The sequence below is a fragment of the Curtobacterium sp. MCPF17_050 genome (genome assembly GCF_003224435.2).
Taxonomy (GTDB): domain Bacteria; phylum Actinomycetota; class Actinomycetes; order Actinomycetales; family Microbacteriaceae; genus Curtobacterium.
The window spans coordinates 419,669-444,794 of sequence record NZ_CP126250.1 but is presented as its reverse complement, the minus strand read 5'-3'; the positions used below and the strand labels follow the sequence as shown (position 1 = coordinate 444,794).

Annotated in this window: 22 protein-coding genes; 9 read left to right on the top strand and 13 right to left on the bottom strand. The window is 71.3% G+C overall.

Annotation, left to right across the window (positions count from 1 at the left end; genetic code table 11):
• Positions 1 to 304: 304 nt before the first annotated feature.
• The 3 genes from DEJ34_RS02175 (at position 305) to DEJ34_RS02165 (ending at position 4,510) form a co-directional block, all read left to right on the top strand.
• On the top strand, positions 305 to 2,473 hold the full coding sequence (locus DEJ34_RS02175; RefSeq protein WP_284180698.1) for an Ig-like domain-containing protein: 2,169 nt from the start codon (positions 305 to 307) through the stop codon (positions 2,471 to 2,473).
• A gap of 71 nt (positions 2,474 to 2,544) precedes the next feature.
• Complete coding sequence (locus DEJ34_RS02170) at positions 2,545 to 3,012, top strand: DUF3060 domain-containing protein (protein ID WP_181422228.1); 468 nt, start codon at positions 2,545 to 2,547, stop codon at positions 3,010 to 3,012.
• A gap of 22 nt (positions 3,013 to 3,034) precedes the next feature.
• Positions 3,035 to 4,510 carry an oligosaccharide flippase family protein gene (locus tag DEJ34_RS02165; RefSeq protein WP_110911164.1) on the top strand — a complete coding sequence of 492 codons (1,476 nt, stop codon included), beginning with the start codon at positions 3,035 to 3,037 and terminating at the stop codon, positions 4,508 to 4,510.
• A 152-nt stretch (positions 4,511 to 4,662) separates the two neighbouring features.
• On the opposite strand, the gene DEJ34_RS02160 is transcribed toward DEJ34_RS02165, so the two are convergent.
• Genes DEJ34_RS02160 through DEJ34_RS02145 form a run of 4 tightly spaced genes read right to left on the bottom strand, consistent with a single transcriptional unit; the run spans position 4,663 to position 8,946 of the window.
• Positions 4,663 to 5,847, bottom strand: a complete 1,185-nt coding sequence (locus DEJ34_RS02160) for a glycosyltransferase (RefSeq protein ID WP_110911165.1) — start codon at positions 5,845 to 5,847, stop codon at positions 4,663 to 4,665.
• Positions 5,844 to 6,953, bottom strand: a complete 1,110-nt coding sequence (locus DEJ34_RS02155) for a glycosyltransferase (protein ID WP_110911166.1) — start codon at positions 6,951 to 6,953, stop codon at positions 5,844 to 5,846. The genes DEJ34_RS02160 and DEJ34_RS02155 overlap by 4 nt, the downstream gene beginning before the upstream one ends.
• The gene (locus DEJ34_RS02150; RefSeq protein WP_181420630.1) at positions 6,953 to 7,498 is read right to left on the bottom strand and encodes an arsenate reductase/protein-tyrosine-phosphatase family protein; all 546 of its coding nucleotides are present in this window, start codon (positions 7,496 to 7,498) and stop codon (positions 6,953 to 6,955) included. Before DEJ34_RS02150 ends, DEJ34_RS02155 begins: the two co-directional genes overlap by 1 nt.
• 38 nt (positions 7,499 to 7,536) lie before the next feature.
• Positions 7,537 to 8,946 (bottom strand): tyrosine-protein kinase domain-containing protein, encoded by a 1,410-nt coding sequence (locus tag DEJ34_RS02145; protein ID WP_110901035.1) that lies wholly within the window; start codon positions 8,944 to 8,946, stop codon positions 7,537 to 7,539.
• A gap of 66 nt (positions 8,947 to 9,012) precedes the next feature.
• Here DEJ34_RS02145 and DEJ34_RS02140 point away from each other — a divergent pair, with 66 nt between their 5' ends.
• Positions 9,013 to 10,365, top strand: a complete 1,353-nt coding sequence (locus DEJ34_RS02140) for a hypothetical protein (protein ID WP_110911167.1) — start codon at positions 9,013 to 9,015, stop codon at positions 10,363 to 10,365.
• Between the two features lie 49 nt (positions 10,366 to 10,414).
• Positions 10,415 to 11,476 (top strand): acyltransferase family protein, encoded by a 1,062-nt coding sequence (locus DEJ34_RS02135; protein WP_181422229.1) that lies wholly within the window; start codon positions 10,415 to 10,417, stop codon positions 11,474 to 11,476.
• Here the strand turns inward: DEJ34_RS02135 and DEJ34_RS15720 are convergent.
• Positions 11,399 to 12,337 carry a glycosyltransferase gene (locus DEJ34_RS15720; RefSeq protein WP_110901032.1) on the bottom strand — a complete coding sequence of 313 codons (939 nt, stop codon included), beginning with the start codon at positions 12,335 to 12,337 and terminating at the stop codon, positions 11,399 to 11,401. The genes DEJ34_RS02135 and DEJ34_RS15720 overlap by 78 nt on opposite strands.
• Before the next feature lie 12 nt (positions 12,338 to 12,349).
• Complete coding sequence (locus DEJ34_RS02125; RefSeq protein WP_258368303.1) at positions 12,350 to 13,144, bottom strand: family 1 glycosylhydrolase; 795 nt, start codon at positions 13,142 to 13,144, stop codon at positions 12,350 to 12,352.
• A 143-nt stretch (positions 13,145 to 13,287) separates the two neighbouring features.
• On the opposite strand from DEJ34_RS02125, the gene DEJ34_RS02120 reads away from it, so the two are divergent.
• Positions 13,288 to 13,446 carry a hypothetical protein gene (locus DEJ34_RS02120; protein ID WP_181419437.1) on the top strand — a complete coding sequence of 53 codons (159 nt, stop codon included), beginning with the start codon at positions 13,288 to 13,290 and terminating at the stop codon, positions 13,444 to 13,446.
• Between the two features lie 24 nt (positions 13,447 to 13,470).
• Here DEJ34_RS02120 and DEJ34_RS02115 read toward each other — a convergent pair whose 3' ends face one another.
• A complete protein-coding gene (locus DEJ34_RS02115) occupies positions 13,471 to 14,202 on the bottom strand; it encodes a GntR family transcriptional regulator (protein ID WP_110890664.1) in 732 nt (243 codons plus the stop codon).
• A gap of 100 nt (positions 14,203 to 14,302) precedes the next feature.
• On the opposite strand from DEJ34_RS02115, the gene DEJ34_RS02110 reads away from it, so the two are divergent.
• Complete coding sequence (locus DEJ34_RS02110; protein ID WP_110911221.1) at positions 14,303 to 15,445, top strand: MFS transporter; 1,143 nt, start codon at positions 14,303 to 14,305, stop codon at positions 15,443 to 15,445.
• Positions 15,446 to 15,532: 87 nt separating this feature from the next.
• Here the strand turns inward: DEJ34_RS02110 and DEJ34_RS02105 are convergent, their stop codons facing one another.
• A complete protein-coding gene (locus DEJ34_RS02105; RefSeq protein WP_110911169.1) occupies positions 15,533 to 16,705 on the bottom strand; it encodes a baeRF2 domain-containing protein in 1,173 nt (390 codons plus the stop codon).
• 2 nt (positions 16,706 to 16,707) lie between these two features.
• Entirely contained in the window at positions 16,708 to 17,121 is a 414-nt protein-coding gene (locus DEJ34_RS02100; protein ID WP_110911170.1) for a hypothetical protein, read from the bottom strand.
• A 205-nt stretch (positions 17,122 to 17,326) separates the two neighbouring features.
• Between DEJ34_RS02100 and DEJ34_RS02095 the strand changes: the two genes are divergently transcribed.
• Complete coding sequence (locus tag DEJ34_RS02095) at positions 17,327 to 20,359, top strand: glycoside hydrolase family 2 TIM barrel-domain containing protein (protein ID WP_110911171.1); 3,033 nt, start codon at positions 17,327 to 17,329, stop codon at positions 20,357 to 20,359.
• Positions 20,360 to 20,506: 147 nt separating this feature from the next.
• Here the strand turns inward: DEJ34_RS02095 and DEJ34_RS02090 are convergent, their stop codons facing one another.
• Positions 20,507 to 20,929 carry a DUF3151 domain-containing protein gene (locus DEJ34_RS02090; protein ID WP_110823941.1) on the bottom strand — a complete coding sequence of 141 codons (423 nt, stop codon included), beginning with the start codon at positions 20,927 to 20,929 and terminating at the stop codon, positions 20,507 to 20,509.
• Positions 20,930 to 20,955: 26 nt separating this feature from the next.
• A complete protein-coding gene (locus DEJ34_RS02085) occupies positions 20,956 to 21,288 on the bottom strand; it encodes a DUF3140 domain-containing protein (protein ID WP_110823940.1) in 333 nt (110 codons plus the stop codon).
• 276 nt (positions 21,289 to 21,564) lie between these two features.
• On the opposite strand from DEJ34_RS02085, the gene DEJ34_RS02080 reads away from it, so the two are divergent.
• Positions 21,565 to 23,217 (top strand): ABC-F family ATP-binding cassette domain-containing protein, encoded by a 1,653-nt coding sequence (locus DEJ34_RS02080; protein ID WP_110911222.1) that lies wholly within the window; start codon positions 21,565 to 21,567, stop codon positions 23,215 to 23,217.
• A gap of 85 nt (positions 23,218 to 23,302) precedes the next feature.
• Here DEJ34_RS02080 and DEJ34_RS02075 read toward each other — a convergent pair whose 3' ends face one another.
• Together DEJ34_RS02075 and DEJ34_RS02070 are read right to left on the bottom strand one after the other, a co-directional pair.
• Positions 23,303 to 24,022: an SDR family oxidoreductase gene (locus DEJ34_RS02075; protein ID WP_110911172.1), complete on the bottom strand. Its 720-nt coding sequence runs from the start codon at positions 24,020 to 24,022 to the stop codon at positions 23,303 to 23,305.
• Between the two features lie 61 nt (positions 24,023 to 24,083).
• Complete coding sequence (locus DEJ34_RS02070) at positions 24,084 to 25,124, bottom strand: YihY/virulence factor BrkB family protein (protein ID WP_110823296.1); 1,041 nt, start codon at positions 25,122 to 25,124, stop codon at positions 24,084 to 24,086.
• Positions 25,125 to 25,126: the final 2 nt, after the last annotated feature.

Genomic DNA, 25,126 nt, shown 5'->3' with positions numbered 1-25,126 from the left:
GTGGTTCGCGGGACACGCCGAAAGCGTGGTGGACTCTCACGGCCAGCATGTATACGCGACGCTCGTTTCGAAGGAGCCTGCCACGAATCCACTGATCGATCTCCCCAGTGATTTGTCCGGGTTCAATGACCTTCAAGCGCTCGTTGCTAAGGTGGATAATGTTCGCGGGAAAGCTGCCGTCAGTGGGACGGCTACGCCGGGTGCGACGGTCTGGGTGGGAACTACCTCGACTCCCGTTGACGCCGAAGGCAAGTGGGAGCTGACCGTTGAGGGGCTCAAGGCAGGGCCGAACACCCTGCACGTCGTGCAGAAGATCGACGGCGAGGAGCACGACTCGCAGGACCTCGAGGTCACGATCATCGAGGGCGGCACCGTCGTCCCGAAGCAGAACGGCCCGGTCGACCTCGAGCGTGGCGGCACGACCGACGTCCCGTTCTCCGTCGAGAACAAAGAAGCCCGCGCCGACATGCAGGGCAAGGTCGAGCTCACCGCTCCGGCCGGCACCACCTTCGCGGACGGCCAGACCAACGTCGCCGCCGAGGTCCGCACCGACGGCACCGGCTCCTGGACGCCGAACACGGCCCTCGACCTGAAGAACGGCACCCTGTCCGACGGCGGCAAGAAGCTGACGTTCGACGTCGACAGCGGCGCGACCGAGCTCCCCGCGAGCCAGGAGTACCGCTACACCGTCAAGGTCGACACCCCGGCCGACGCTGCCGCGGGCACGGGCGAGCTCGGCTTCGTCTACGCCGGCGACAGCTCGAAGGGCGACTACCGCGCCGAGGGCACGACCACCACGACGCTCGAGGCGGACAACAAGCCCGGCGCGCCGACCAGCGTCGAGGGCTACTTCCCGCAGGATGTCGCCGCGTGGGCACACATCAAGGGTGACGGCATCACGAGTGGTGCCACGGTGACGATCAAGCAGGGCGAGAAAGTCATCGCGTCACAGAAGGTCACGGGCACGGCGTTCGACCTGCCCATCGATCCGTCGAAGGTCGGGTACGGCAAGCAGGACTTCACCGTCACCCAGACCATCGACGGCACCGAGTCCGACAGCATCGCCGTCTCCCTCGACTACGGGCAGAACACCCCGGCGTTCACCAACCCGTCCGAGGGCTCCACGATCCCGGGCAATCCGCTTTCCTTCACCGGAACCGGCAACCCGGGCGGCATCGTCCAGGTCAACGGCACCGACTTCACCACGGACAGCCCGATCGGTACCGCGAACGTCACCGACGGCAAGTGGGCCGTGAAGAACTCGTCCCTGACCCTGCCGAACGGTCCGTACCAGCTGTGGGCCAACCAGCGCACCAAGGGCGGCAAGATCGAGTTCACTGGCCTGAACATCACCGTCCAGCAGGCCAAGCCCGCCACGCCCAGCGCCGAGGGGTACTTCCCCAACAACGTCGCGGAATGGGCCGGCATCGCCGGCATCGGCAAGCCCGGCGCCACCGTCATCGTCCGCGACGCCAACGGCACCGAGATCGGCCGCACCACCATCACCGACGCCTCGGGCACCTACAACGTCGGCATCGATCCGTCGAAGGTCGGGTACGGCAAGCAGGACTTCACCGTCACCCAGACCATCGACGGCACCGAGTCCGACAGCACCGCCGTCTCCCTCGACTACGGGCAGAACACCCCGGCGTTCACCAACCCGTCCGAGGGCTCCACGATCCCGGGCAATCCGCTTTCCTTCACCGGAACCGGCAACCCGGGCGGCATCGTCCAGGTCAACGGCACCGACTTCACCACGGACAGCCCGATCGGTACCGCGAACGTCACCGACGGCAAGTGGGCCGTGAAGAACTCGTCCCTGACCCTGCCGAACGGTCCGTACCAGCTGTGGGCCAACCAGCGCACCAAGGGCGGCAAGATCGAGTTCACCGGCCTGAACATCACCGTCCAGCAGGCCAAGCCCGCCACGCCCAGCGCCGAGGGGTACTTCCCCAACAACGTCGCGGAATGGGCCGGCATCGCCGGCATCGGCAAGCCCGGCGCCACCGTCATCGTCCGCGACGCCAACGGCACCGAGATCGGCCGCACCACCATCACCGACGCCTCGGGCACCTACAACGTCGGCATCGATCCGTCGAAGGTCGGGTACGGCAAGCAGGACTTCACCGTCACCCAGACCATCGACGGCACCGAGTCCGACAGCACCGCCGTCACCCTCGACTACGGCGATGAGGGAGCCGTCGCGATCACGAGTCCGACCGGTCCGACCGTTGCAGGGAGCGGCTCGATGACGTTCACCGGGACGGCAACAGCCGGCTCGACGGTGACGGTGACCGGAACCGACTTCGCGAACGACTCGCTGTTCGGTTCCGCCACCGCCGCCGCTGACAACAACTGGTCGCTCACCGCATCGCTCGATCTCCCGGCCGGGCCCTACCAGTTCTGGGCCAGCCAGATGACGAAGGGCGGCAAGGTCAAGCTGACTGCGACCTCCGTCGAGATCACCCGCTGACCAGGCTCGCACAACGGAAGGGGCACCTCACCGAGGTGCCCCTTTCGCCTGTCATGTATTATGTTATATACATGAACGAAAGGAACCTCATGCAGAAGTATCTCGTCGCATCGCTCCTGACCGTCGTCGCATGCTCGACTCTCGTCGGCTGCACGGGCAACGCACCGGTCGACGGTGCAACGGCGTCGGCATCGGCATCGGCATCGGCCCGTGCAGAGCGAACACCGAACCCGACCTCCGAGGTCACCGGCCCGCCGCTGGAACAGGCCGACATCGCCTGCGAGGACGGCACCGCGCACGTTGAGGGTCAGAACAACAAGGAAGTCAGCGTTCCTGATTGCACCTCGGTCGTGATCGACAGCAGCAACGCCGTCGTCCACCTCGGCAAGACCGAACTACTCACCGTCAACGGAGCCATCAACGGCATCGACGCGGCCTCACTCGCGAAGCTCGTCATCAACGGCGACGGCAACCGCATCACGACCCCGTCGAAGCCGACCGTGCGCGACAAGGGCACGTCGAACATCGTCAACCACTGACGACGTCCCACGGAGCGCACCCATGACGACCTCGACCCGGACGATCGAAGTCGACTGGCAGGACGGCCGCGGCCTCGCCGCCGCGGCATCGGTCGGCGGAATGACGTCCGCAGCGGCGTCATGGGTGCGCTTCGTGATCCAGATGAGCTCGATGGTCGTGATCGCGAGGACGATCGGCCCAGACCAGTACGGTTCCGCAGCGACCCTGCTCGTCGCCGTCACCGGCGCCGAGGTGATCCGCTCCGGTGGCGTCACCTGGCTCATCGCTCACGACACCGAACTCTCAGCAGCCGCCGCCAGCACGCTGCACTCGATCAGCAGGCTGGCCGGCGCGATGATCGGAGCACTCTGGTGCCTCGTCGCCGCGCTGCCGCTGGCGAGCGCCCTCCCTGGCGGCGGCGCCGGGGCGCTCGCGATGGCCGTCGTGTTCCTCACTGCAGGATCAGGAGCCGTGCCAACCGCGGTCCTCGGCCGCAACCTGCGCTTCGGAGCGATCGGAGCGGCGGAGGTGGCGGCGGCTGTGGTCTCGTGCACCGGCGCCGTCGCCCTCGCCGCCGCCGGGGGTGGCGCCCTGGCCCTCCTGCTGCAGGCGACCTCCTACGCACTGACGCTCCGACTCGCGGTCGCACTCCTCTGTCCCTGGCGACCAGGCCCCCGCCTCCCACTCCGTGCGCTCCGGCGCGAGCTGGCGTTCGCCGGCAACGCGTCCCTCACACAAACACTCGAGTGGATCGCCCGCAGCCTCGACCGGGTCTTCGTCGCACTCGTCTTCGGGCAGGCGTCCGCCGGCTTCTACGTCCAGGCCAGCCAGCTCGTGCTCCTCCCGCTCGAACAGGTCAGTGGTCCAATGCGTCGCGTTGCCGTCCCGGTCCTGGCCCGGCTCCGATCCGACCCGGATCGGTTCCGACACACCTTCACCGCGATCCTGCGCCTCGCATGCGGCGCGCTCTGGCCGGTCTTCGCGGTCCTCGGCGTCGTGAGCACGCCACTCATCGACCTGGTATTCGGCCACGCTTGGATCGGCACGGTCCCGGTGTTCCTCGCGATGCTGCCCGCCGCCTTCGCCCTCGTCGTGGCCACGGTCACGGTCTTCCTCGCCCTCGCTGACGGCGCTGCCGGGAGGCAGGCCCGGTGGGAGTTGTGGATCAGTCGGCCGCTGACCGTGGTGGCGTTCCTCGCGTTCTCCACCGCTGGATTCCAGGCGATGGTCCTCGCCGTGTCAGCGGCGACCGTCCTCGTGACGGTGCCGGGGTTCCTGGTCATCGCCCGATCGACCCCGGTGAGGGCACGTGACCTCTGCAGCGCCGTCTGGTTCCCCGCAGTCCTCGCACTGGCATGCGCCGTGACAGCCGCAGCAGCCCGACACGTCCTCCCGATCGGGTCCCGGCAACTCGTCCTCGTCGTCGGCGCCGCGGCGATCGTGTGGTGCGCGGGCATGACCGCGATGCCCACGACCCGGCACCTGGCACGTCGAGCCTTCCGGCGTCGACTCCGCTGACCCCAGCGCGCCCCGGCAGGACCCCTCGGGCGCGCGGACGCGTGGCGCGACGACGGGCGTGAGGAGCGAACGGCGCTCCGTCAGGGGCCGGCCTGCGGATGGCGTGACGACGACGGGAGGCGCGCCCTCACGAACGACGCCGCCTCACGTCGTCACCGCACGTGGTTGAGCAGGACCCGCTCGAGCTCGTCGACGACCGTGGGCAGTGCGTACCGCTCAGCGCTGCGGCGAGCCCGGCGGACGAGTGCCACTCGCCGATCGTCGTCCGCGAGCAGGTCGCACATCCCACGTGCCATCGCCGAGACGTCGTCCGCTGGCACCACCACCCCGTCCTGGCCGTCGTCGACGACCTCGGCGGGTCCGCCGGCGTCGGTCGTGATGACCGCTCGGCCCATTGCCATGGCCTCCACGACCACCTGGCCGAACCCCTCGGCGCGCCGGCTTCCGTGCACGACCACCGTTGCTCGTGCGATCTCCGCCTGCACGTCGGTGCTGTGACCGACGAACTCCACGGCGTCGTGGATGCCGAGGTCGGCCGCGAGCGTCGGCAGCGACCGAGCGAACTCCTGGTCCTGCTCGAACAGTGCGTCACCGACCACACGCAGGCGCACGTCTGGGCTGAGACCAGACTCGCGCGCCTCTGCGAAGGCCCGGAGCACGACATCCTGTCCCTTGAGTTTTGCGAGTCGTCCGATCACGGCGACCGCGCGGTCCTCCGGCTCCTCGGGGGCGACAGCCGGGACATCGACCGGGCAGCCCACCACCGCGACCGAGATGCGGCACCGTCCGATGCTCGCTGCCGTCGTCCGGGAGTTCGCGATCACGGCCTCGGGGAGGGCTCTCATGACCAGACGCAGGAGGACGTCGTTCACAGGCCGCCCTGTGTCGGCTCCGATGACGCTGTGCAGGTGCGCCACGGAACGGGAACCGGCCAACCGAGCGGCGAGACCGCCGTAGACGTGTGCCTTCGCCGAATGCGTCGTCACGAGCCGGATGCCGCGTCGACGGCAGAGTTCTGCGACCGCACGTGCAACGGTCACGACCCCTGTCACCTTGTGCAGAGTCGCCGTCGAGAGGGCGCGGGACCGGACACTGTGCGCGCGCGTCGCCATCGGCAGGGGGATCACGTGGTGTTCAACGCCGGCTTCGCCGAGGGCACGCTCGAGGGGGCCGTGTTCCCCGAGGATGACGACCGGGTGCACCGATGTCATCGCGCTCGTGACGCGCAGCAGGAAGAGCTCGCACCCCGAGAGCTGCGCAGAATGGGTGAGGAAGGCGACCGGGGGACGCACTGTGGCTGCCCCCAGGACCGACCCGAGTGTCCGGGTTGCGGTCATGCCGCCATCCACGCAGTGATCTCACTCCGGAAGCGCGCGCTGTCGAAGAACTCGGCATCGCGACGACATGTGGCGGGGTCGAGACGGACGGCCCGTGCGACGGCATCGCGGAGGGTCGACGGCTCGTGGTCGGGGATGCGGATGCCGCTCCGGGCGGAGACGGACTCGCGCGTGCCGCCCTGATCGGCGACGACGACCGGCGTGCCGACCGCGAGCGCTTCGATCGGCACGATGCCGAAGTCCTCGACGGCAGGGAACACGAACACCGCGGCCCGGTCGAGGAGACATGCGAGCAGGTCGTCAGAGGGCGCGATGACGAAGCGGACCTCTGCACCCGATCCGGCCGCGAGCGCACGCAGGCGCCCTTCGTCCGGGCCGCATCCGGCGATCACCACCGGGCGTCCGGTCGCGACCCCGGCGGTGATCGCGACGTCGATCCGCTTGTACGGGACGAACCGTGACGCGGCCAACACGAAGTCCTGGGGCAACGAGGCGAGGACGTTCTGTTCTCGAGGGTCGAGGTCGGCGGAGCGTCGAGCACCGTTCCGCACCCGCGCCAGGTCGACCGGCGGATGGATCACCTCGGCCTCCACGCCCCAGGTGCGCTCCACTCGCCGCCGGACGAACGCGCTCGGTACGGCGAGACGCTGGAGGGTTGCCCCGTTCCGGCGGTCGAGCCAGCGGAAGAACGGTGCGCACGCTCGGACGGGCAGGGAACGTCCCCGGTCGTCGAGCCCGGACTCCCAGATGTAGCGGGCCGGGGTGTGCGCGTACACGAACAGCCGCTCCGGGGCGACACCAGGGACCCGGACGTGGTGCGCGAAGAGGTGGGAGCTGACGAGCGCCCAGTCGCGTTGTCCGAGCCGCTTCGGTGCGGTTCGCCACACCGCCGACATCGCGGGCAGCGACACGACCTTCCGGCCCCGCTCCGGGAGACGCGCGAGGACGGTCTCGTGGACACGGTCCGGTCCGTACCGCTGCGGGTGGTCGTTCCACAGTGTCAGGATGTCCGCGTCAGGATGGAGGTCCGCGAACTCGTCGACGACGCGTTCGGCCCCGCCGACGCGTTCGATCCATTCGTGGACGATGATCCCGTTGCCGCTCATCAGCGGTCCCTCCTCGTGGTGTCTGCGGCCATGACGTCGGCGACGAAGGGCACGATCGTCCGTGTCATCCGTCCGATCCGGTCCCCCATGTGGTGGAAGTCCTCTGCGGTGCCCCGGACCGGGTCGTCGACGTCGTCGCCAGCGCTGGAGTCCTGCGGACGGCGGCGTCGGGCGAGGACTTCGGTCAACGGGAGCCCGTGCTCCTCGACGGTCGGCGGCCCGAGTCGCACCAGGCGGTCGACCTCGCCGATGATGAAGGTGCGGTGGAGCGCAGCTGGCCAGGAATCCAGCAGGTCGGCTCGCAGCCTCCGCTCCATCACCAGCACGAGGTCCTGTTCCCGGAGCAGCCGGGCATCGACCCGCCGCGAGCGGTGCCGCTCGACCTGGCGGCGTTCCTCATCGCGCGCACAGAGCGACTCGAGTAGCGGATGCGCCCGGTGGCCCCGGAGCGCATGTGTCCCTGCGCTCATCGCGACGAGGTCGGCGTCGGTGGTCACGCCCCAGGCGCTGCGGAAGGTGATCTCTGCCCATGGCGATCGGCACACGTTCCCCTCGCACACGAGGAGGACGTGGAACGGCGGGCTCACTGCTCAGCCATCCGCGCGCGTACTGCCTTCCGGCTGCGGCGAGGGCGCTCACTCCTCGGAGCCGTCGGCTGGTAGCCGTAGTACTGCGCCGTCTTCCGCCCGAGCCGGACCCGGTTCGCGACGGTGCCGACGACACGCGCACCCACCGCGTCGAGCCGACCGAGTGCGCTCTGCACGGCGTGACTGGTGACACGGCCGTCGACCGACGCGACGAAGAGGACTCCGTTGACGCGCGTCGCGAGGACCGTGGGATCAGTGACCGGGAGGACCGGAGGCGCGTCGATGATGACGTAGTCGAAGTGCTGGTGCAGATCGGCGATGAGCACCTCCATCGTCCGGGACTCCAGGAGCTCACTCGGGTTCGGCGGGACCCGCCCGGAGGCGAGCACGTGGAGCTCGTCGGCCCCGTGGCGCTGGAGTGCGTCAGCGAGCTCGACCTGGTGCGTCAGGACCGTCGACAGACCGACGCCGCTCTCGAGCCCGAGGTAGTCGCCCGTCGAGGGACGCCGGAGGTCCGCGTCGACCAACACGACCCGATGGCCGCTCTGTGCGAGCATCAGCGAGAGGTTCACGGCGGTCGACGACTTGCCCTCGCCCGGGAGGGCGCTCGTCACCACGATCGCCTGGCTGCCACCGTCGACGTTGGTGAACGTGAGGTGCGTCCTGAGCTGACGGAATTGCTCGGCGCGCTCGGAGTACCGGTTGTCGACGTCGATGAGGGGCGAGGTCGCCGCTTGCGGGTCGACCGGGATCTCGGCCAGGACACTCCGCTTCCCGATCTGGCGGAGGGCCTCGACGGAGCGCAACTTGGTGTCGACCGTCTCGAGCACCAGGGCGATCGCGATCCCCGAGCCGAGACCGCCGATGACCCCGAGGACCGCGTTGACGGCCGGCCGCGGGGAGATCGGCCGTGACGGCTCCTGCGCCTGCTGGAAGACGCTGAGCTCGACGAGTGGACGACCGTGGTCATCGGTCCGTTCGATCCCGGCGACTGCTTCGACGAGTTCGTGTGCGACCGCGTTGGCGAGCGAAGCAGCCTTGGCCTGGTCGGTGTCGGTCGCGGAGATCGAGAGGATGACCGTGTCGCTGACCGCTTCGGCCTGGACCTTCGACCGGAGCACTGCGACGTCGCCGCGGACGCCCGCTCGGTGTGCAGCCGCGGAGAGGACACGGGGCGACTGGGCCAACTGGACGTAGGAGGCGACGCGGGCCTCCGAGAAGGTCCCGCCCTGCGTCAGGTCCGTGACGGTCGCGCCGCCGACCGAGACGAAGACCGAGGACTCTGCGCGGAACTGCGGCACCTGGAGCGCTGAGACGACGACCCCGGAACCGATGCCGATGCCGACGGTGAGGACGATCCACCATCGACGGCGTCGGACGACGGCGAAGAACTGGGCGAGTGTCATGGGTCTCCTCGGATTCCATCCAGATGTGATGTTATAGTGTACGACATATCACTCGGTAGGAGAACCATGACGTTGCTCGGCGCGCTCGCGATCGCCCTGACGCTGTGCGGTGTCGCGCTCAGGAGACCGACCCTCCCGGCGGCCGCGCTCGGCTTCGGTGCCGGTGTTCCGGCTTCGGCGGGGCTCGCCGTGGGGCCTGCGACGCTGTCCGTCTTCGTCGTGGTGGCGGCAGTCGTCGGCTGCACGCCGGCACCGCGACGAGGAGCACGACTCCAGGACCCTGCCGTCTCACTGCTCGTCACCTTCGTGTGCTGGGCGCTCGTCGTCACGGCGATCGGCCCGTGGACCTTCGCAGGCATCGCGGTCCTCACGCCAGGGAAGGGCATCGACGCTCAAGTGCACGCTCCGTCGGCGCTGCAGTACTCGATCGGGAACGCTTCGCAGGTCGCCTACCTGCTGGCGTCCGTCGTGGCGGCTCGGTTCCTGTGGCGGACGGGCACGGCTCCCATCGCGCTGCTCGTCGCCGCGTGGACCGGCTCAGGCCTCAGCGCGGCCCGAGGACTCCTGCGTACGGCAGGCCTCGACCGGACTGCCTGGCTCTTCGACACGCTGCCCGTCGATTACTCCGGCGTCGGCGACGCTCGTCTCCGCGGCGTGTTCGCGGAACCGAGCGAACTCGCCGCCTTCTCGCTCGCGATCGTCGCCTTCGCAGCCGTCGGGACCGCCAGAGCGGATGACGCTCAAACGCGGATCACCTCCGGTACCCTCTTCACCGTCGCTGCCGGGAACCTCCTGGCGTCTGCTTCCGGGACCGCGGTGGCAGCCGGGTGCATCGTGGCCGTGGCGCTCGGAGGGTCGTTCGTCGCGAGGTTCGTGGCGTCCGGCGGTCGGCACGCCGGAGCGTTCACCGTCGCGTTCCTCACGATCGCCTTCGCCTCCGTTGCGTCCGGCACGCAGATCGTCGACTCGATCATGCAGATCGTGGAGGAGAAGGTCGGAAGCCAGTCCTTCGACTCCCGCACCGCTGCGGACGAGCTCGGCTACCGGGTACTCCTCGAGACACGCGGGATGGGCGCCGGGCTCGGCAGCGACCGGTCCTCGTCGTTCTTGGTCACACTCTTCGCGACGACCGGCGTCGTCGGCGTGATGACCTTCGGGGCAGCCACCCTCACGCTGCTCTTCCGGTCAGCACGGACGGTCGCCGCAACACCGGTGGCCGCAGCGCTCCTCGGCCTCCTCGTTGCCAAGGCCGTGTCCGCTCCGGACCTCGCAACGCCGCTGCTCTGGGTCCTCATCGCCACCGGCATCCACTTCGCCGCCCGTCGAGAAGGGACCGGCCTCGCGGGCCCGGAGGACGACAGTGCACTAATCCACCAGAAATACAACATGTACAGTGCCGGAAACGGATTCCGTGCATGATGCCACCGTGCATTCTCCGCCCCACCTCCCGCGGCCCCACTTCACAGGCGTGCAAGCGATCCGGTTCATCGCTGCGCTGCTGGTCGTCTTCTCGCACGTCCCGTCGTACATCCGGGACCGCGGCGGACTCACAGCGCCCTCCTTGCCGACCGGCCAGCTCGGTGTCGCGGTCTTCTTCGCCATCAGTGGTTTCGTGGCCGTGCTCACCACGCAGCACGTCCGCCCAAACGGAGCAAGGCGGTTCGCCTACCGACGACTGGCGCGCATCGTCCCCTTGGCCTGGCTCGTCCTGACACTCAAAGTCGTCACCGGACTGCTCGCCCCCGACGTCCTTGAGCGCTTCCGTCCGGACGGCTGGTACGTCCTCGCGTCGTACCTCTTCCTGCCCGCGCGGGGTGGTGACGGTCTGGTCCAGCCGCTCTACACGGTCATGTGGACGCTGTCCTTCGAGTTGTTCTTCTACGGCATCGTCGCCCTCGCGCTCGCGGCACGTCGCACTCCCTTGACCGTCGTCGCGCCGACCATGACGGCTCTCGCCTGTGCATCGGCCTTCCGCACGGACCCGTGGCCCGCGTTCCAGTTCCACGCCGACCCGTACGTCCTCCTGTTCGTGATCGGCATGGTCTTCGGCCACGTCGCGACCCGGACAGCGTCAGCGCGCACGCTCGCCTGGGGCATCGTGGCAGTCGTCGTCTGGACCGGCGCCGAACTCGTCAACCCGACGCACGGCATCGTGCTCCTGCCCGTGGCGACGCTGACCCTGGGAGTGATCCTCTTGGTGGAGCGATGGATCCCTCCACGGATCGTGCCGTCGGTCGACCTGCTCGGTGACGCCTCGTACGCGCTGTACCTCACACACCCGATCGCGGGCCCGGCGACGGTGGCCGTCCTCGCCGCACTGCTCCCGAGCACGACACCGTGGTGGCTCCTCGGTCTCGCCGCGGCGGCGGTGGCAGTGCTGGTCAGCATCGGGATCTGGTTCGCCGTCGATCGACCACTCACGCGATTGTTCAGTGACCGTCTGCACTCCCCATCACGCCAGGTCCGACAGTTCGCTCGCATCGAGCCCCGGTCGACGGCACAGCAGCCCCCAAAGACGGAGGGCACGTAGTCGGGCAGCTCGCGCCTTCCGGAGGTCCGGATCACGTTCGACGAGCATCCCGAGGAGCGTGACCACGAGGAGTTCGCCACGCTGCGCAAGACTCACGACACGGGACCGGTGGGAGGCCGTGAGACGGATTGCGGCGTCCGCCCTGGCGAACTCGACGAGCGCCGCGAACGAACGCGCGCTTGCACTCCCGACGTGCTGCACCCGAGCATCGGCGACACGGAAGACCCCCACTCCTTGCCGAACGGCACGACGGGACAGGTCGGCATCCTCGGCGTAGAGGAAGAACTGTTCATCGAAGGGCCCCAGCTCACGGAAACGACTGCTCTCAGCGAAAAGCGCACCGCCGGTCGCCTTCTCGACGCGGACGGCGACGCCGCTCGCATCGACGGGCGTCGCGAAACTTCGGCGCTTGAGGCGGCGCTCGATGCTGAAGTCCCAGTCGAGCACCGAGTCCGGGTCGATCCGGCCCGTGGTGAGCATCGTGCCGGCGAGGAGCGACCCGGGCTGCTCCTGGGCGGCGCGGAGGAACGCGGCGATCGCGCCCTCCTCCAACGCTGCGTCCGGGTTGAGGAGGATCGCGCGCGGCGCATCCACGACCGCGAAGGCCGAGTTGACCGCTCGACCGAAACCGTCGTTCCGGCCGTCGCCGACGAGCACGAACGGGATCGCGAGGTCCTCGCCCAGGTCCGGGACGCCACCTCCGTTGTCGACGAACACGACGCGAGCCACAACGTCCGCGAACGCTGCAGCGCGCTCGACCGACAGCAGGCACGTTCGGAGCAGACGGGCATCGCTGTGGAAGAGGACGATGACGACATCGACATCGGCCGGGCGACGTGACTCGGATGAGCGATCGGACATCCGAGCAGAATATCAGATACTGTACGGACGCCAGAGCGCGTTCGCCTGCGCCACCCCGCCGTACCACCGCGCCGACGGCTTCGGCGTCCGCTCGAACGTCTCCCGGTCCCATGCGACGAGCCCGAACGTCGGCCGGAACCCGGAGGCCCACTCGTAGTTGTCGAGCAGCGACCAGTGCTGGTAGCCGAGGACCTGGATGCCGTCCTCGATGCAGCGGTGGATCCCCTCGAGGGCGCCCTGCGTGGAGGCGATCCGGCGGGTGTCGTCGGCGGTGGCGATGCCGTTCTCGGTGATCATCAGCGGGACACCGCCGGAGAGCGCCCACGCCGACCGCAGGCCGTCCGCCGAGGCCTCGGGGTAGAACTCCCACCCGGTCAGCGTCGTCTCGACATCGTCGGCGACGGGCAACGGACCGGAGGGGCCGATGAACGTGCGGGTGTAGGCCTGCACGCCGAGGAAGTCGTCGCCCGCAGCGGCCTCGAGGTACCAGTCGTCACGCGGGTACCCGTACTCGCGGAGCATCTCCTCGGAGCCGGGGTCGCCGTTCGCCCGGAACGCCTGGGTCGCGACGGTCCACCCGGACTGGAGGCCCGACACCTGGGACAGCACGTCTCGCGACCGCCGGTGGCTGGCCAACAGGGCGTCGGCGACGCCCAGGTCCGGGTTCGGCAGGCCGTAGGCGACGAGGTTCGCGGCGTCCTCACCACCCGCGAGCATCGCCGCGATGTTCGGCTCGTTGATCGTGCAGACGTACCGGACGCCGTCCTGCACGACCGGGAGCGCGGCCTCGGTGTAGCGGGTGAACAAGTCGGCGGCGTCGGGGGCCGCCAGAAGCCGTCGCGCTCGAACCACCTCGGCAGCCCGTGTTCCTCCGGACGCGCCCGGAGGGTCTTGCGGACGGACGCGGGCAGGACGACACTGGCCCGACCATCCGGAGAAGGGACGAGCAGATGTCACAGTCGACACCGTCCGGGCGCAGGGACGCGCACCGGCTCTCCAGCGACGAGGCCGAGGTGCGGGAGGCCCTCCTCGACCACGACGCCGATCCGCACCTGACGTGGGTGACCGCGCAGCTCGACGGGACGGAGGAGCACCCGCTCGTCGAGTGACCGCGGCCGCCGGTGCGGGCCGCGTCAGGCCCGGCCGGCTCCCGCGTCGACGCCCGCCCGCTCCGGCGCACCGACGATCGCCATGCCGGCACCACGGAGGCGTCGTCCCTCCTGGGCGATGAACCCGAGCAGGCGGTCGTTCGTGCCGGCCACGTGCGCCGCCACGAGCTCCGCCGCACGGTCCGCGTCGCCGCTCTGCACCGCGTCGAGGATGTCGCTGTGCTCCTGCCACGCGGCGTCGCGCGCCTCCGGCGTCCGGACCTCGATCCACCGGGTGCGCTCGAGCCGGGTCAGGGCGTCCGCGACGGCGTCGGTGATGAACCGGTTGCCGCCGAGGGCCGCGAGGTCGAGGTGGAACGTCGAGCCCATCCGGATGCCGGCCTGCTGGTCCGGCGTCGGGCGGAGGGCGTCGAGGTGTGCGCGGACGGCGTCGAGGGCGTCCGGCTGGGCGCGGGCGACGGCGAGCCGGGCCGCGGCGGGCTCGAGCACCCCGCGGAGTTCGGCGAGCGAGGCGATCTCGCCGAGGTCGATCGGCGTGACCGTCCACGAGCGGCCCTCGTGCAGGATGAGCCCCTCACGCTCGAGCCGCGACAGCGCGGCCCGGACCGGGGTGCGCGAGGCGTGGAAGCGCGCTTCGAGGCCGCGCTCCGAGATCCGCTCCCCCGGTGCGATGTCGAGCGTCAGGATCGCGGCGCGGAGGTTGTCGTAGAGCTGGGCCGTCTGCGACACGGGTGCGGCGTCGGTCGGTTCGGTCACGGGCACCCAGCGTAGTGGCGTCGCCCCCGTTGGTATACCGTTCCGGTACACCAGCCGAGACGGAGGCCACGTGGCCCGCACCCCCGCCCGAGCGTGGACGATGCTCGGGCTCGGGGTCGCCGCGCAGGCCGCCGGCACGCTCGTCGTGACCGCGCCCGCACTCCTCATCCCGCACCTGCACGCCCAGGGGCTGTCCCTCACGCAGGCCGGTCTGCTGGCCGCCGCCCCCACCGCGGGCATGGTCCTCACGCTCATCGCCTGGGGCGCGGTCACCGACCGCGTCGGCGAGCGCATCGTCATCGCGGGCGGCCTCGTCCTCACCACCCTCGCGGTCGCCGGGGCCTGGATCGCCGGCCTCGACGCCGTGCTGCTCGGGGTGGCGTTCCTCCTGGCCGGCATGACGAGCGCGTCGACGAACGCGGCGAGCGGGCGGGTGGTCGTCGGCTGGTTCCCGAAGGAACGGCGCGGTCTCGCGATGGGGATCCGGCAGATGTCGCAGCCGCTCGGTGTGACGCTGGCGGCCGTCACGGTGCCGACGCTCGCCGAGACGTCCGGCATCCGGGCGGCCCTCGTCCTGCCGGTGGTGCTGTGCGCGGTGCTCGCGGTGGCCTGCACGCTCGGGATCGTCGATCCGCCTCGCCCGCCTGCGGCAGCCGCCGGCCCTGCCGCCGAGAACCCCTACCGGTCGACGGGGTTCCTCTGGCGCATCCACGCGGTGTCGGTCCTGCTCGTCGTGCCGCAGTTCACGCTGTCCACGTACGGCCTGGTGTGGCTCGTGACGCTCGGGTGGTCGACGGCTGCCGCGGGCCTCCTGGTCGGCGCGTCCCAGTTCGTCGGGGCGGTCGGTCGGATCCTGGTCGGGGTGTGGAGCGACCGCGTCGGCTCCCGCGTCGGCCCGTTGCGCGTCGTGGCCGTCTCGGCGGCGGCGGTGATGGCGGTCCTCGCGCTCGTCGACGTGGCGCACCTGCCAGCCGCCGCGGTCGTCCTCGTCGTGGCGACGAGCGTCACGGTGGCCGACAACGGGCTCGCGTACACGTCAGTCGCGGAGGCCGCCGGTCCCCGGTGGTCTGGCCGGGCCCTCGGCGCGCAGAACACCGGGCAGTTCATCGCGGCGAGCGCCGTCGGCCCGGGCATCGGCGCCCTGGTCGGACTGGTCGGGTTCGCGGGGTCGTTCCTGCTGGTCGCGGCACTGCCGGTGCTGGCCCTGCCCCTCGTCCCGCGGGCGGACCGGTCGCACGACTGACTTCCGCGCCGGTCGCGTGCCGGGGTGGCGGACGGACGGGAGGCTCGTGGCGGCGCCGCCACGAGCCTCCCGTCCGTCGTCGGCCGGTCAGGCCCCGGGGACCTCCGGTCCGGTGCGCCAGCGCAGCAGCGCGGCGGTCGGGCCGCCGCCGGGCAGCGCCGCGGCGTTGGCGTACACGACCTCGGCGTCGGTGAGCAGTGCGGCGCGGACGAGCCCGACCGCCGCCGGGACGGGTCCGAGCACCGCTGCACCGAGCGCCTGCTCCGGGGCGGTCGCGATCCAGGGCGCGGCGTCGAGGGCCAGGACCGTGCGGTCGGCGAACCCGGCGGGGTCGAGGACGACGACCGACGGCTGCGCCTGCTGCAGCGCCTCGACGACCGGGCCGAGTCCCGCCGCGATCTCGCCGTCACCGCGTCCCTCGTGTGTGCGGAGGAGGTCCTCGACGTCGTGCCGCCGCTGGGCGACGACCCGGGCGAGCGCGATGTCGACGTGCTCGCGGACACCGTCCTCCGACGCGTCGGACGCCCGCGGGTCGATCGGCACCTCGGAGAGCAGGGGTGCGGTCGCCTTCGTCTTCGACAGCTCGGCGACGAGGAGCTGCCGCGCCCGGATGTCCCCGGCGACGATGATCAGCCGTGGTGCCAGCCGGTCGACGGCGTCCTGCACGGCGGCTGCCACCTCGGACTCGTTCTGTCGCCAGAGTTCCTCGGTGTGGTGCTGCCAGCGCAGGTGCGACCAGCCACCGCCTTGGAACTTGTGGAGCGTGTCGGTGCGGCCCTCGACCTCCTGCTCCTCGCGCTGGTCGGGGTGGTCGACGTGCCCGAGCCGGTAGGCGCGGTAGCCACCGCCACCACGGCCGACCTCGACGACGAGGAACGGGACGTCGAGCGGGCGGTGCGCCAGGAGCGGCACGAGGTCGGGCACGGCGCCGTGGCCGACGGACTCGGGTCCGTGCATGTGCCCGGGCAGCAGGTCACTGAGCACGAGCTCGCCGTCGTGCACCAGGACGTAGCGGCTGACCGGCGCGGGGACCCCGGGCGTCTCCTCGAGCTCGGCCATCACGGTGTCGATGACGTCCGCGTCGGCACCCGCGGCGCGGAGGGCGTCCTCGGCCTTCCGGCGCTGCAGGGCGGCGAGGTGCTGCGGGTCCTCGCGGTCCCCGGAGGCGTCGACGTACGCCCAGGTCCACGTGCCGCCGGTGGCGAGCCGCGTGCCGAGCGAGCGTCCTTCGTCGGTGGCCTCGTTCGCGGTGACGGGCATGCTCAGGCCTCCTCGTCCGTGGTCGGCAGGTCGGCGGTGTCGCTCGCGCCGTCGGCCGCGGAGGCGTTCGACGACGTGACGTCGGCCGACGCGTCCGGGTCGGCCGCCGAGGACGTCGACCAGACCGTCGCGTCGGCACCGTCACCGCTGCCGTCCGGCTGCTCGGCGGCGACCCCGTCCGGGTCGTCGGCGGCGTCGACGTCCGTCGAGTCGTCGACGAGTGCGCCCTCGAGGTCGCCGTCGTAGCCCGAGGCCTGGACGGTCTCGGCGTCGTCGGTGTCGTCCGGTACCGGCTCGGACTGGCGGAACTCCTCGACGTGGGCGTTGCTGCCGTGTCCCTGGACGATGCTCTGCGCCTCGTGCGCCAGCTGGTCGTCGAGCTCCGGGTTGTGGGTGGTGTTCCCGCGTTCGCTCATCGTTGCTCCTCTCGTGGGGGTCCCACGCTCCGCGACGGCACCTGACCCCGATCCCAGGTGGACGTCGGGTCCTGTGGTTGGCTTGACGCTGCACCCGATCGACGACGCGCCGGGACGACGGCACGGTCGCCGTCCCGGCCCCGCTGATCGCCACACCCGTCCCGAGCGCCCCGAGCGCGGGGCACCACGGAAGGACTGGTCGACGTTGACCGACGCCGCACTCGACGACCTGCACGCGACGACGCCGGGCTCGGCGACACGACTGGCGCCGCGCGCCTGGCTGCACACGGACGCTCCGTCCCTGTCGCTCGCCGGGGAGTGGGACTTCCGCTGGTCGCCCGTCGCCGACGCCCCCGCCTTCGAGGACCCGGACGGCTGGGGCACGCTCCCGGTGCCCTCGCACTGGGTCCTGCACGGCCACGGGGCGCCGAGCTACACGAACGTCCAGTACCCCTTCCCGATCGACGCCCCGCACCCGCCGGACGAGAACCCGACCGGTGACCACCGCCGGACCTTCACCGTGCCGGGCTCCTTCGACGGTGCCGCGCGGGTGCTGCTCCGCTTCGACGGTGTCGAGTCGCACTTCCGGGTGTGGCTGAACGGGCAGGAGGTCGGGTGGTCGACCGGGTCCCGGCTCGCGACCGAGTTCGACGTCACCGAGCTGCTCGTGCCCGGGGACAACGAACTCCGGGTGCGCGTGCACCAGTGGTCGGCGGCCTCGTACCTGGAGGACCAGGACCAGTGGTGGCTCCCCGGGATCTTCCGGGACGTCACCCTGCTCGCCCGTCCGGTCGCACCGATCGACGACGTGTTCGTGCGCGCCGCCTGGTCCGCCGTCCCCGGCGACGGGGCGAGCGCCGGGACCGCGGCGTCCGGCCGTCCCGCGACGGGCACCGGCACGATCACGGTGCCGAGCATCGAGGCCACGTTCCCGGTGCGCTTCCGGGTGCCCGAGCTCGGCGTGGACGTCACCTGGGCCTCCGCCGAGGACGTCGCACCGGTGACCGTCGAGGGCGTCGAGCCGTGGAGCGCCGAGGTCCCCCGCCTGTACGACGCCACGATGTCGGCCGCGGGTGAGACGGTCGCGCTCCGGCTCGGCTTCCGCACCGTGCAGATCGTCGGCGACCGCTTCCTGGTGAACGGCGAGCGGGTCGTCTTCCACGGCGTGAACCGGCACGAGACGCACCCCGAGCGCGGGCGGGTGTTCGACGAGGCCCACGCCCGGGCGGACATGGCGCTCATGAAGCGCAGCAACGTCAACGCGATCCGGACGTCGCACTACCCGCCGCACCCGCGCGTGCTCGACCTCGCCGACGAGCTCGGGTTCTGGGTGGTCCTGGAGTGCGACCTCGAGACGCACGGGTTCGAGGCCCTCGGCTGGCAGGGCAACCCGTCGGACGACCCCGCGTGGGAGGACGCCTACCTCGACCGCATCGCGCGGACCGTCGAGCGGGACAAGAACCACGCGTCGATCGTGATGTGGTCGCTCGGCAACGAGTCCGGCACGGGACGCAACCTGGCCGCGATGGCGCAGTGGGTGCACGCCCGCGACACCGAACGCCCCGTGCACTACGAGGGCGACTACACGGGCGAGTACACCGACGTCTACTCGCGGATGTACCCGACGCTGCAGGAGACCGAGTCGATCGGCGGCGGTGCGGCCACGCCCCTGCTCGGGTGCGGTCCCGCCGAGGCCGCCCGGCAGCGCTCGAAGCCGTTCCTGCACTGCGAGTACGTGCACGCGATGGGCAACGGCCCCGGCCAGATCGCCGAGTACGAGGCCCTGGTCGACCGGTACCCGCGTCTGCACGGCGGCTTCGTGTGGGAGTGGCGTGACCACGGCCTCCTCGCGCACACCGCCGACGGCACCCCCTACTACGCCTACGGCGGCGACCACCACGAGGTCGTGCACGACGGCAACTTCGTGATGGACGGCCTCGTGCTGCCGGACGACACCCCGACGCCGGGCCTCGCCGAGTTCGCGGCCGTGGTCGCGCCGGTGCGCCTCTCCGTCTCCCCGTTCGGCGGTGGGACGGCCGCGGGCGGCGGCACCGTGCTCATCGAGAACCGGTACCACTCCGCCTCCACCGCGGGCCTGCGGTTCGTCTGGACGCTGTCGCGGAACGGCGTCGTCGAGGCGTCCGGGAGGCTCGCCCCCGGTGTCGTCGCCGCGCGGGGGTCCGCCACGGTGCCGGTCCCGGCGGAGGTGCTCGCCGCGGCGGCGCTCGCCCCCGGCGACGAGCTGTGGTTCGAGGTCGTGGCGGAACTCGCCGGACCGACGGCGTGGGCCGACACCGGCCACGTCGTGGCAGGCACCCAGACGCTCGTGGCGAGCGGGCCTGCCCGGGTGATCCGCGCCTCCCGACCACGCTGGGACGGCGACCGTCTCGGGGAGGCGACCTTCACCGCCCGTGGCGACCTCGCCTCCCTCAAGGGGCACGCGGTCGCCGGCCCGCGCTTCGAACTGTGGCGCGCGCCGACGGACAACGACCGTGGCGCGTCCCAGGGCGGCTACGAGACGGCGGACCCGGTGCTCACCGGCGGGGTCGGCGATCCGGATGCGCCCTCCTCTGCGTCCCGGTGGGAGGCCCGTGGGCTCGACCGCCTGACGCACCGGCTCGTCGCGGTCGAGCGGACCGACGACGGCCTCGTGCAGCGCGTCCGCGTCGCGGCGGCGAACAGCGGGGCCGGCGTCGAGGTCACGCACCGCTGGACGCTGACCGACGCCGGGCTGCTCCTGCGGACCGACGCGGTGCCGTTCGGCGGGTGGGACGTGACCTGGCCGCGGGTCGGGGTCCGCATCGACCTGCCCGCCGCGCTGCTGGACGGGACGGTCTCGTGGTTCGGTACCGGCCCGGACGAGTCGTACGCGGACTCCTCGCACGCCGCGCGCGTCGGACGCTTCGAGGCGCCCGTGTCCGCGATGACGACGCGCTACTCGATGCCGCAGGAGACCGGGCACCGTCCGGAACTGCGGACGCTGACGGTCGGTCCGTTCACGGTGTCGACCGTGCCGGACCCGACGTCGGGGCACCGCGCCGGGTTCACCCTGACGCCGTGGACCGCGCAGCAGGTCGGGCGTGCCGGGCACCCGCACGAGTTGCCGACGCCGGATGCGCTGTACCTGTACCTCGACGACGCGCAGCACGGCCTCGGGAGCCGGGCGTGCGGCCTCGACGTCCTGCCGGAGCACCAGCTCTGGCCGAGCGCCCGCAGCTGGAGCGTGCTGCTGGCGTAGGGCCGCGGCGGCAGCTGCACGGCGGCGGCTGCACCGGCACAACAGGAACCCGTCCGAACCAGGGGATCCCCCGGTTCGGACGGGTTCCTGTTGGGCGCAGCCGCTGCGCGCCGCCCGCGCCGCCCGCGCTACGGGGCGCGCCGTAGCTCAGCCGCGCGCGATGGCCTCGGCGGCCGCGGGGTCCGCGCCGTCGAGGAACTGCGTCAGGCGCTCGGGCTCGCCGGGTTCGTCGATCGCCTCGGCAGCGCGGCGCAGGGCGAACAGGGACCGCAGGACGCCGCGGTTCGGCTCGTGCGACCACGGCACCGGCCCGGCACCACGCCAGCCGGCCTTCCGGAGCGCGTCGAGGCCGCGGTGGTAGCCGACCCGGGCGTACGCGTAGGACTCGAGCGTGGCGCCGCGCTCCCACGCCTCGTCGGCGAGCAGCGCCCACGCCAGGCTCGACGACGGGTGCGACACCACCACCGAGGAGACGGGCGCATTCGACCGGAGGAGCGCGTCCACCTCGGGTTCGGCGGGCAGCAGGGTCTCGGGGTTCGTCGAGGGGGTCGGGAGCAGGTTGTCCGGCATGACCGCCACGCTACTTGAGCCGTCGCCTACTTCAGCGGGTCGTTGCCCCAGTTCATGAGCGAGTAGCGCCACTTGGTGTCGGTGACGTCGCCTGAGGGCCGCTGCTCCGAGTGCCGGGCGACGTACCCGACGACCTTGCGCATGTGTGCGTAGTCCTCGTCGGTGAGGTCACCCTGCTTCTTCTGCAGGATCGCCACGATGTGCCGGCCGGACTCGTGCCCGGTGGACTCGGTCGCGCCGTCCTTCTTCTGCCCGACGGACTTCGACTCGTCGGTGTCCAGCCACTTCTCGAGCTGGGACGCGGTCATGTTCACCGCGTCGTGGAAGTCGTCCCGCGTCTGCTTCTCGTCGTCAGCCATGCCGGACATCTTGCGCGCGCCGACTGCACGGCCGTACGGTGAGTCGTACCCCGTCATCGCTCCGGGGTCGCGGTGCGGGACGACCGGCCGACGGCACGGGTGACGGCCACGGGGATCCCCGACGGAGACGGTGCGACATTGCGCGAGATCACCGGCACTGCGCCGCAGCAGCAGCTGTCCCTGCGCTGACACCGTGACCTCGCCCGCCCACCGGTGGGACCGCCGCCCGAGCGGCTGACGGTGTCGTGCGCCCGCACGACCTCCGGAGGCATCCGCATGCCCATCAGTCCGTCCGTCGTCCTGCACGACGTCTCCTTCGCGTGGCCCGACGGCACCGTCGCGCTCGACCGCATCACCGCCGCGTTCGGTCGCGGCCGCACCGGTCTGGTCGGCCGGAACGGGGCCGGCAAGTCGACCCTCGTCCGCCTCGTCACCGGCCAGCTCGTCCCCACCGCCGGTTCCGTCGAGACGACGGGAGCCGTGGACCACCTGCCGCAGCGGCTCGCCGGAGCCGCACCGCACCTCCCGTCCGGAGCAGGCACCGCCGTGCCGTCCGGTCTGGAGGCCCGTCCCGGCCCTCCAGGGACCGTCGCGGACCTGCTCGGGGTCGGTGCGCAGGTCACGGCGCTCCGCGCCGTCCTCGCCGGGAACGCGACGCCGGATGACTTCGAGGTGGTCGGCGACGACTGGGACGTCGAGGACCGGGCCGGAGCGGCCTTGGCCGCCCTCGACCTCGGTCCGCGAGCGACCCTCGGCGCTGCCGACCTCGACCGCCCCGTCGGGACGCTGTCGGGCGGTCAGGCGGCGCTCGTCGCGGTCGCGGGGATCCGTCTCCGCGCGCGTCCGATCGCGTTCCTCGACGAGCCGACGAACAACCTCGACCGCCGAGCGCGGGCGGCCCTGCTCGCGCTGATCGACGACTGGCGCGGCACACTCGTCGTCGTGAGCCACGACCGGGAACTCCTGGAGCACGTCGACGAGGTCGTCGAGCTCCGCGACGGCGCTCTGACCGTGTTCGGCGGCACGTTCTCGGCGTACGAGGAGCACCTCGCCGTGCGGCAGGCGGCCGTCGAACGGGAGGTCCGGGTCGCCGAGCAGCGGTACCGTGCCGAGAAGCGGCAGCGGATCGAGGCCGAGACCTCCATCGCGCGACGTGCGAAGGCAGGGGCCGCGTCCGCCACGTCCATGCCGAAGATCCTGGCGAACGAGCGGCGGAAGCAGGCCGAGGCGACCGCCGGGCGGCTCCGGTCCGGACACGCGTCGGCCGAGGCGGTGGCGTCCGCGACGGTACGGGAGGCCGGCCGCCGCGTCGGACAGGACGAGACACTGCACGTCGAGTTGCCCGACCCCGGCGTGGCCGCGTCGCGGCAGATCGCGACGATCACCGTGCGCGGTCGGGACGCGGTCGTGCGGGGACCCGAGCGCCTCGCCCTCGTCGGCGACAACGGCGTCGGCAAGACGACCCTGTTGGAACAGCTCGTCGGGCTCCCGACGGCACGGGAACACCCGCTCCCCGACACCGGCGCGGTCGCCCACACCGACCGGGTCGGGTACCTCCCGCAGCAGAAGGACACCCTCGACGACGACGCGACGGTCCTCGAGAACGTGCGACGCGCAGCGCCGGCCGTCCCGGTGCCGGAGCTGCGGAACCGGCTCGCGCGGCTGCTCGTTCGCGGGGACACCGTCGACCGGCCGGCGGGATCGTTGTCCGGCGGGGAGCGCTTCCGGGTCGCACTGGCCGGTCTCGTCCTCGCGGATCCGCCGCCGCACCTGCTCGTGCTCGACGAGCCGACGAACGACCTCGACCTGTCGAGCGTCGACCAGCTCGTCGCGGCCCTCCGGTCGTTCCGCGGTGCGCTCGTCGTGGTGAGTCACGACGAGCGGTTCCTCGGGGGACTCGGGCTGACGTCGCGGATCGAACTCAGCTGAGGCTCGACCGGCGGACCGGTCGGGCCGGGCTCGGCCACGCGGCGTCCCGAGACGCCCGTGGCCGAGGCCCGGCGTGGCAGCGCCCTCAGCGCCGTCGCGACGGCCGGATCGACAGCATCTCGACCGTGCCACGCTCCGGCAAGTCGACCACGGTGCGGACGGCATCCGCCACGTCCTCCGGCGCGAGGTAGTAGTCGGTGTCGTACTCCTCGCCGAGCTTCTCCGTGAGGGCCCGCTGCATGTCCGAGTCGGTGCGGCCCGGGTGCACGCTCGACACCCGCACGCCGTTCGCGCGTTCCTCCTCGCGCAGGGCGTCCGTGAAGGCCCGGAGCGCGAACTTCGACGCCGCGTAGACCCCACCGCCCGGACCGGCCGTGAAGCCGGCGCCGCTGTTGATCGTCACGACGAGACCGCGGGCGGCACGGAGGCCGGGCATCGCCACGCGGGTCAGTTCCGCGACCGCGAAGACGTTCGTGGCGAAGACGGCCTCCCAGGTGTCCCGCGGGGTGTCCGCGATGCGGGTGCCCTGCTCGACGCCGGCGGAGTGCACGAGGACGTCGATCCAGCTCGGCACGGCCGGCAGGTCCCCGGCGCCCAGGTCCCCGACGAAGGGCTCCGCGCTCGGCAGCTCCGCGACGACGGCGGCGACCGCGTCGGCGTCGCGTCCGCCGACGAGCACGTGGTGCGTCCGGCCCAGGTCGGCCGTGATCGCACGGCCGATGCCGCGGGTCGCTCCGGTGACGAGCGCGACCGGACGGTCGTTCGCGGCGGTGGGGACGGAGACGGGAGGCTCGGTGTCGGTCACGCAGGCAAGCCTACGGAACCGACACCGAGCCTCCCGGACAGGACGCGCTCGCGCGCCGTGCTCACTCGTCCTTGGTCTCGCCGGCGCTCTGCCGGATGCGGATGCCCTGCATGATGTCCTCGGCGCGCTTCTCGTCCTGCTTGTCGGTCTGGCGGGTGTCGCGCTCGGGGAGCTGGATGTCCTCCTCCGCCTTGATGCCGGCCTGCAGCTCGCGGCCACGCTCGATCTCGGCGTCGAACTCGGCACCGAAGAGCAGTGCGTTGTTCGTGATCCAGATCCAGAGGAGGAAGACGATCACACCACCGAGCGAGCCGTACGTGGCGTTGTAGTTCGAGAAGTTCCCGACGTAGAACCCGAAGCCGACGCTCGCGATGATCCAGATGAGCAGCGCGAGGATCGACCCGCCGCCGACCCAGGTGAACTTCGGCTGCTTGACGTTCGGCGACCAGTAGTAGAGCACCGCGACGATGACGATCGCGATGACGAGCAGGATCGGCCACTGCACGATCGACAGTACGGTCACCGCCACGTCGCCGAGGCCGATGACGTCCCCGAAGCTGCGGGCGAGCGGGGCGGACACGAGGGTGAGCAGCCCGATGACGAGCAGGACGACCGTGGTCACGGTGACGCCGAGCATGGTCGGACGGAGCTTCCAGATCGGGCGACCCTCACGCACGTTGTAGATGCGGTTCATCGCGCGGCCGAACGCGCCGACGTAGCCGGAGGCCGACCAGAGCGCACCGAGGATACCGACGATGAACGTGACGGGAGCGGCGGGCGAGCGGACGAGACCCTCGACCGGGTCGCGGAGGAGGTCAGCGACGTCCTTCGACCCGACGTTGCCGATGATCTGCAGCAGGGTGTCGATGGTCTTCGACGGGTCTCCGAACAGACCGAGGATGGACACGACCGCCAGCAGACCCGGGAAGAGCGCGAGGACGGAGTAGTACGTGAGGCCCGCCGCGAGGTCGGTGCACTGGTCGGCGGTGAACTCGCGGAGGGTCTTCTTCAGCGTGTACGTGACCGTCGGCTTCTTGAGGTCAGTGGGTGAATCCGGCTTGCGGGGGTCGTTCGCCGCCGGCTTCTGTGCTTCCTTCGCCATGG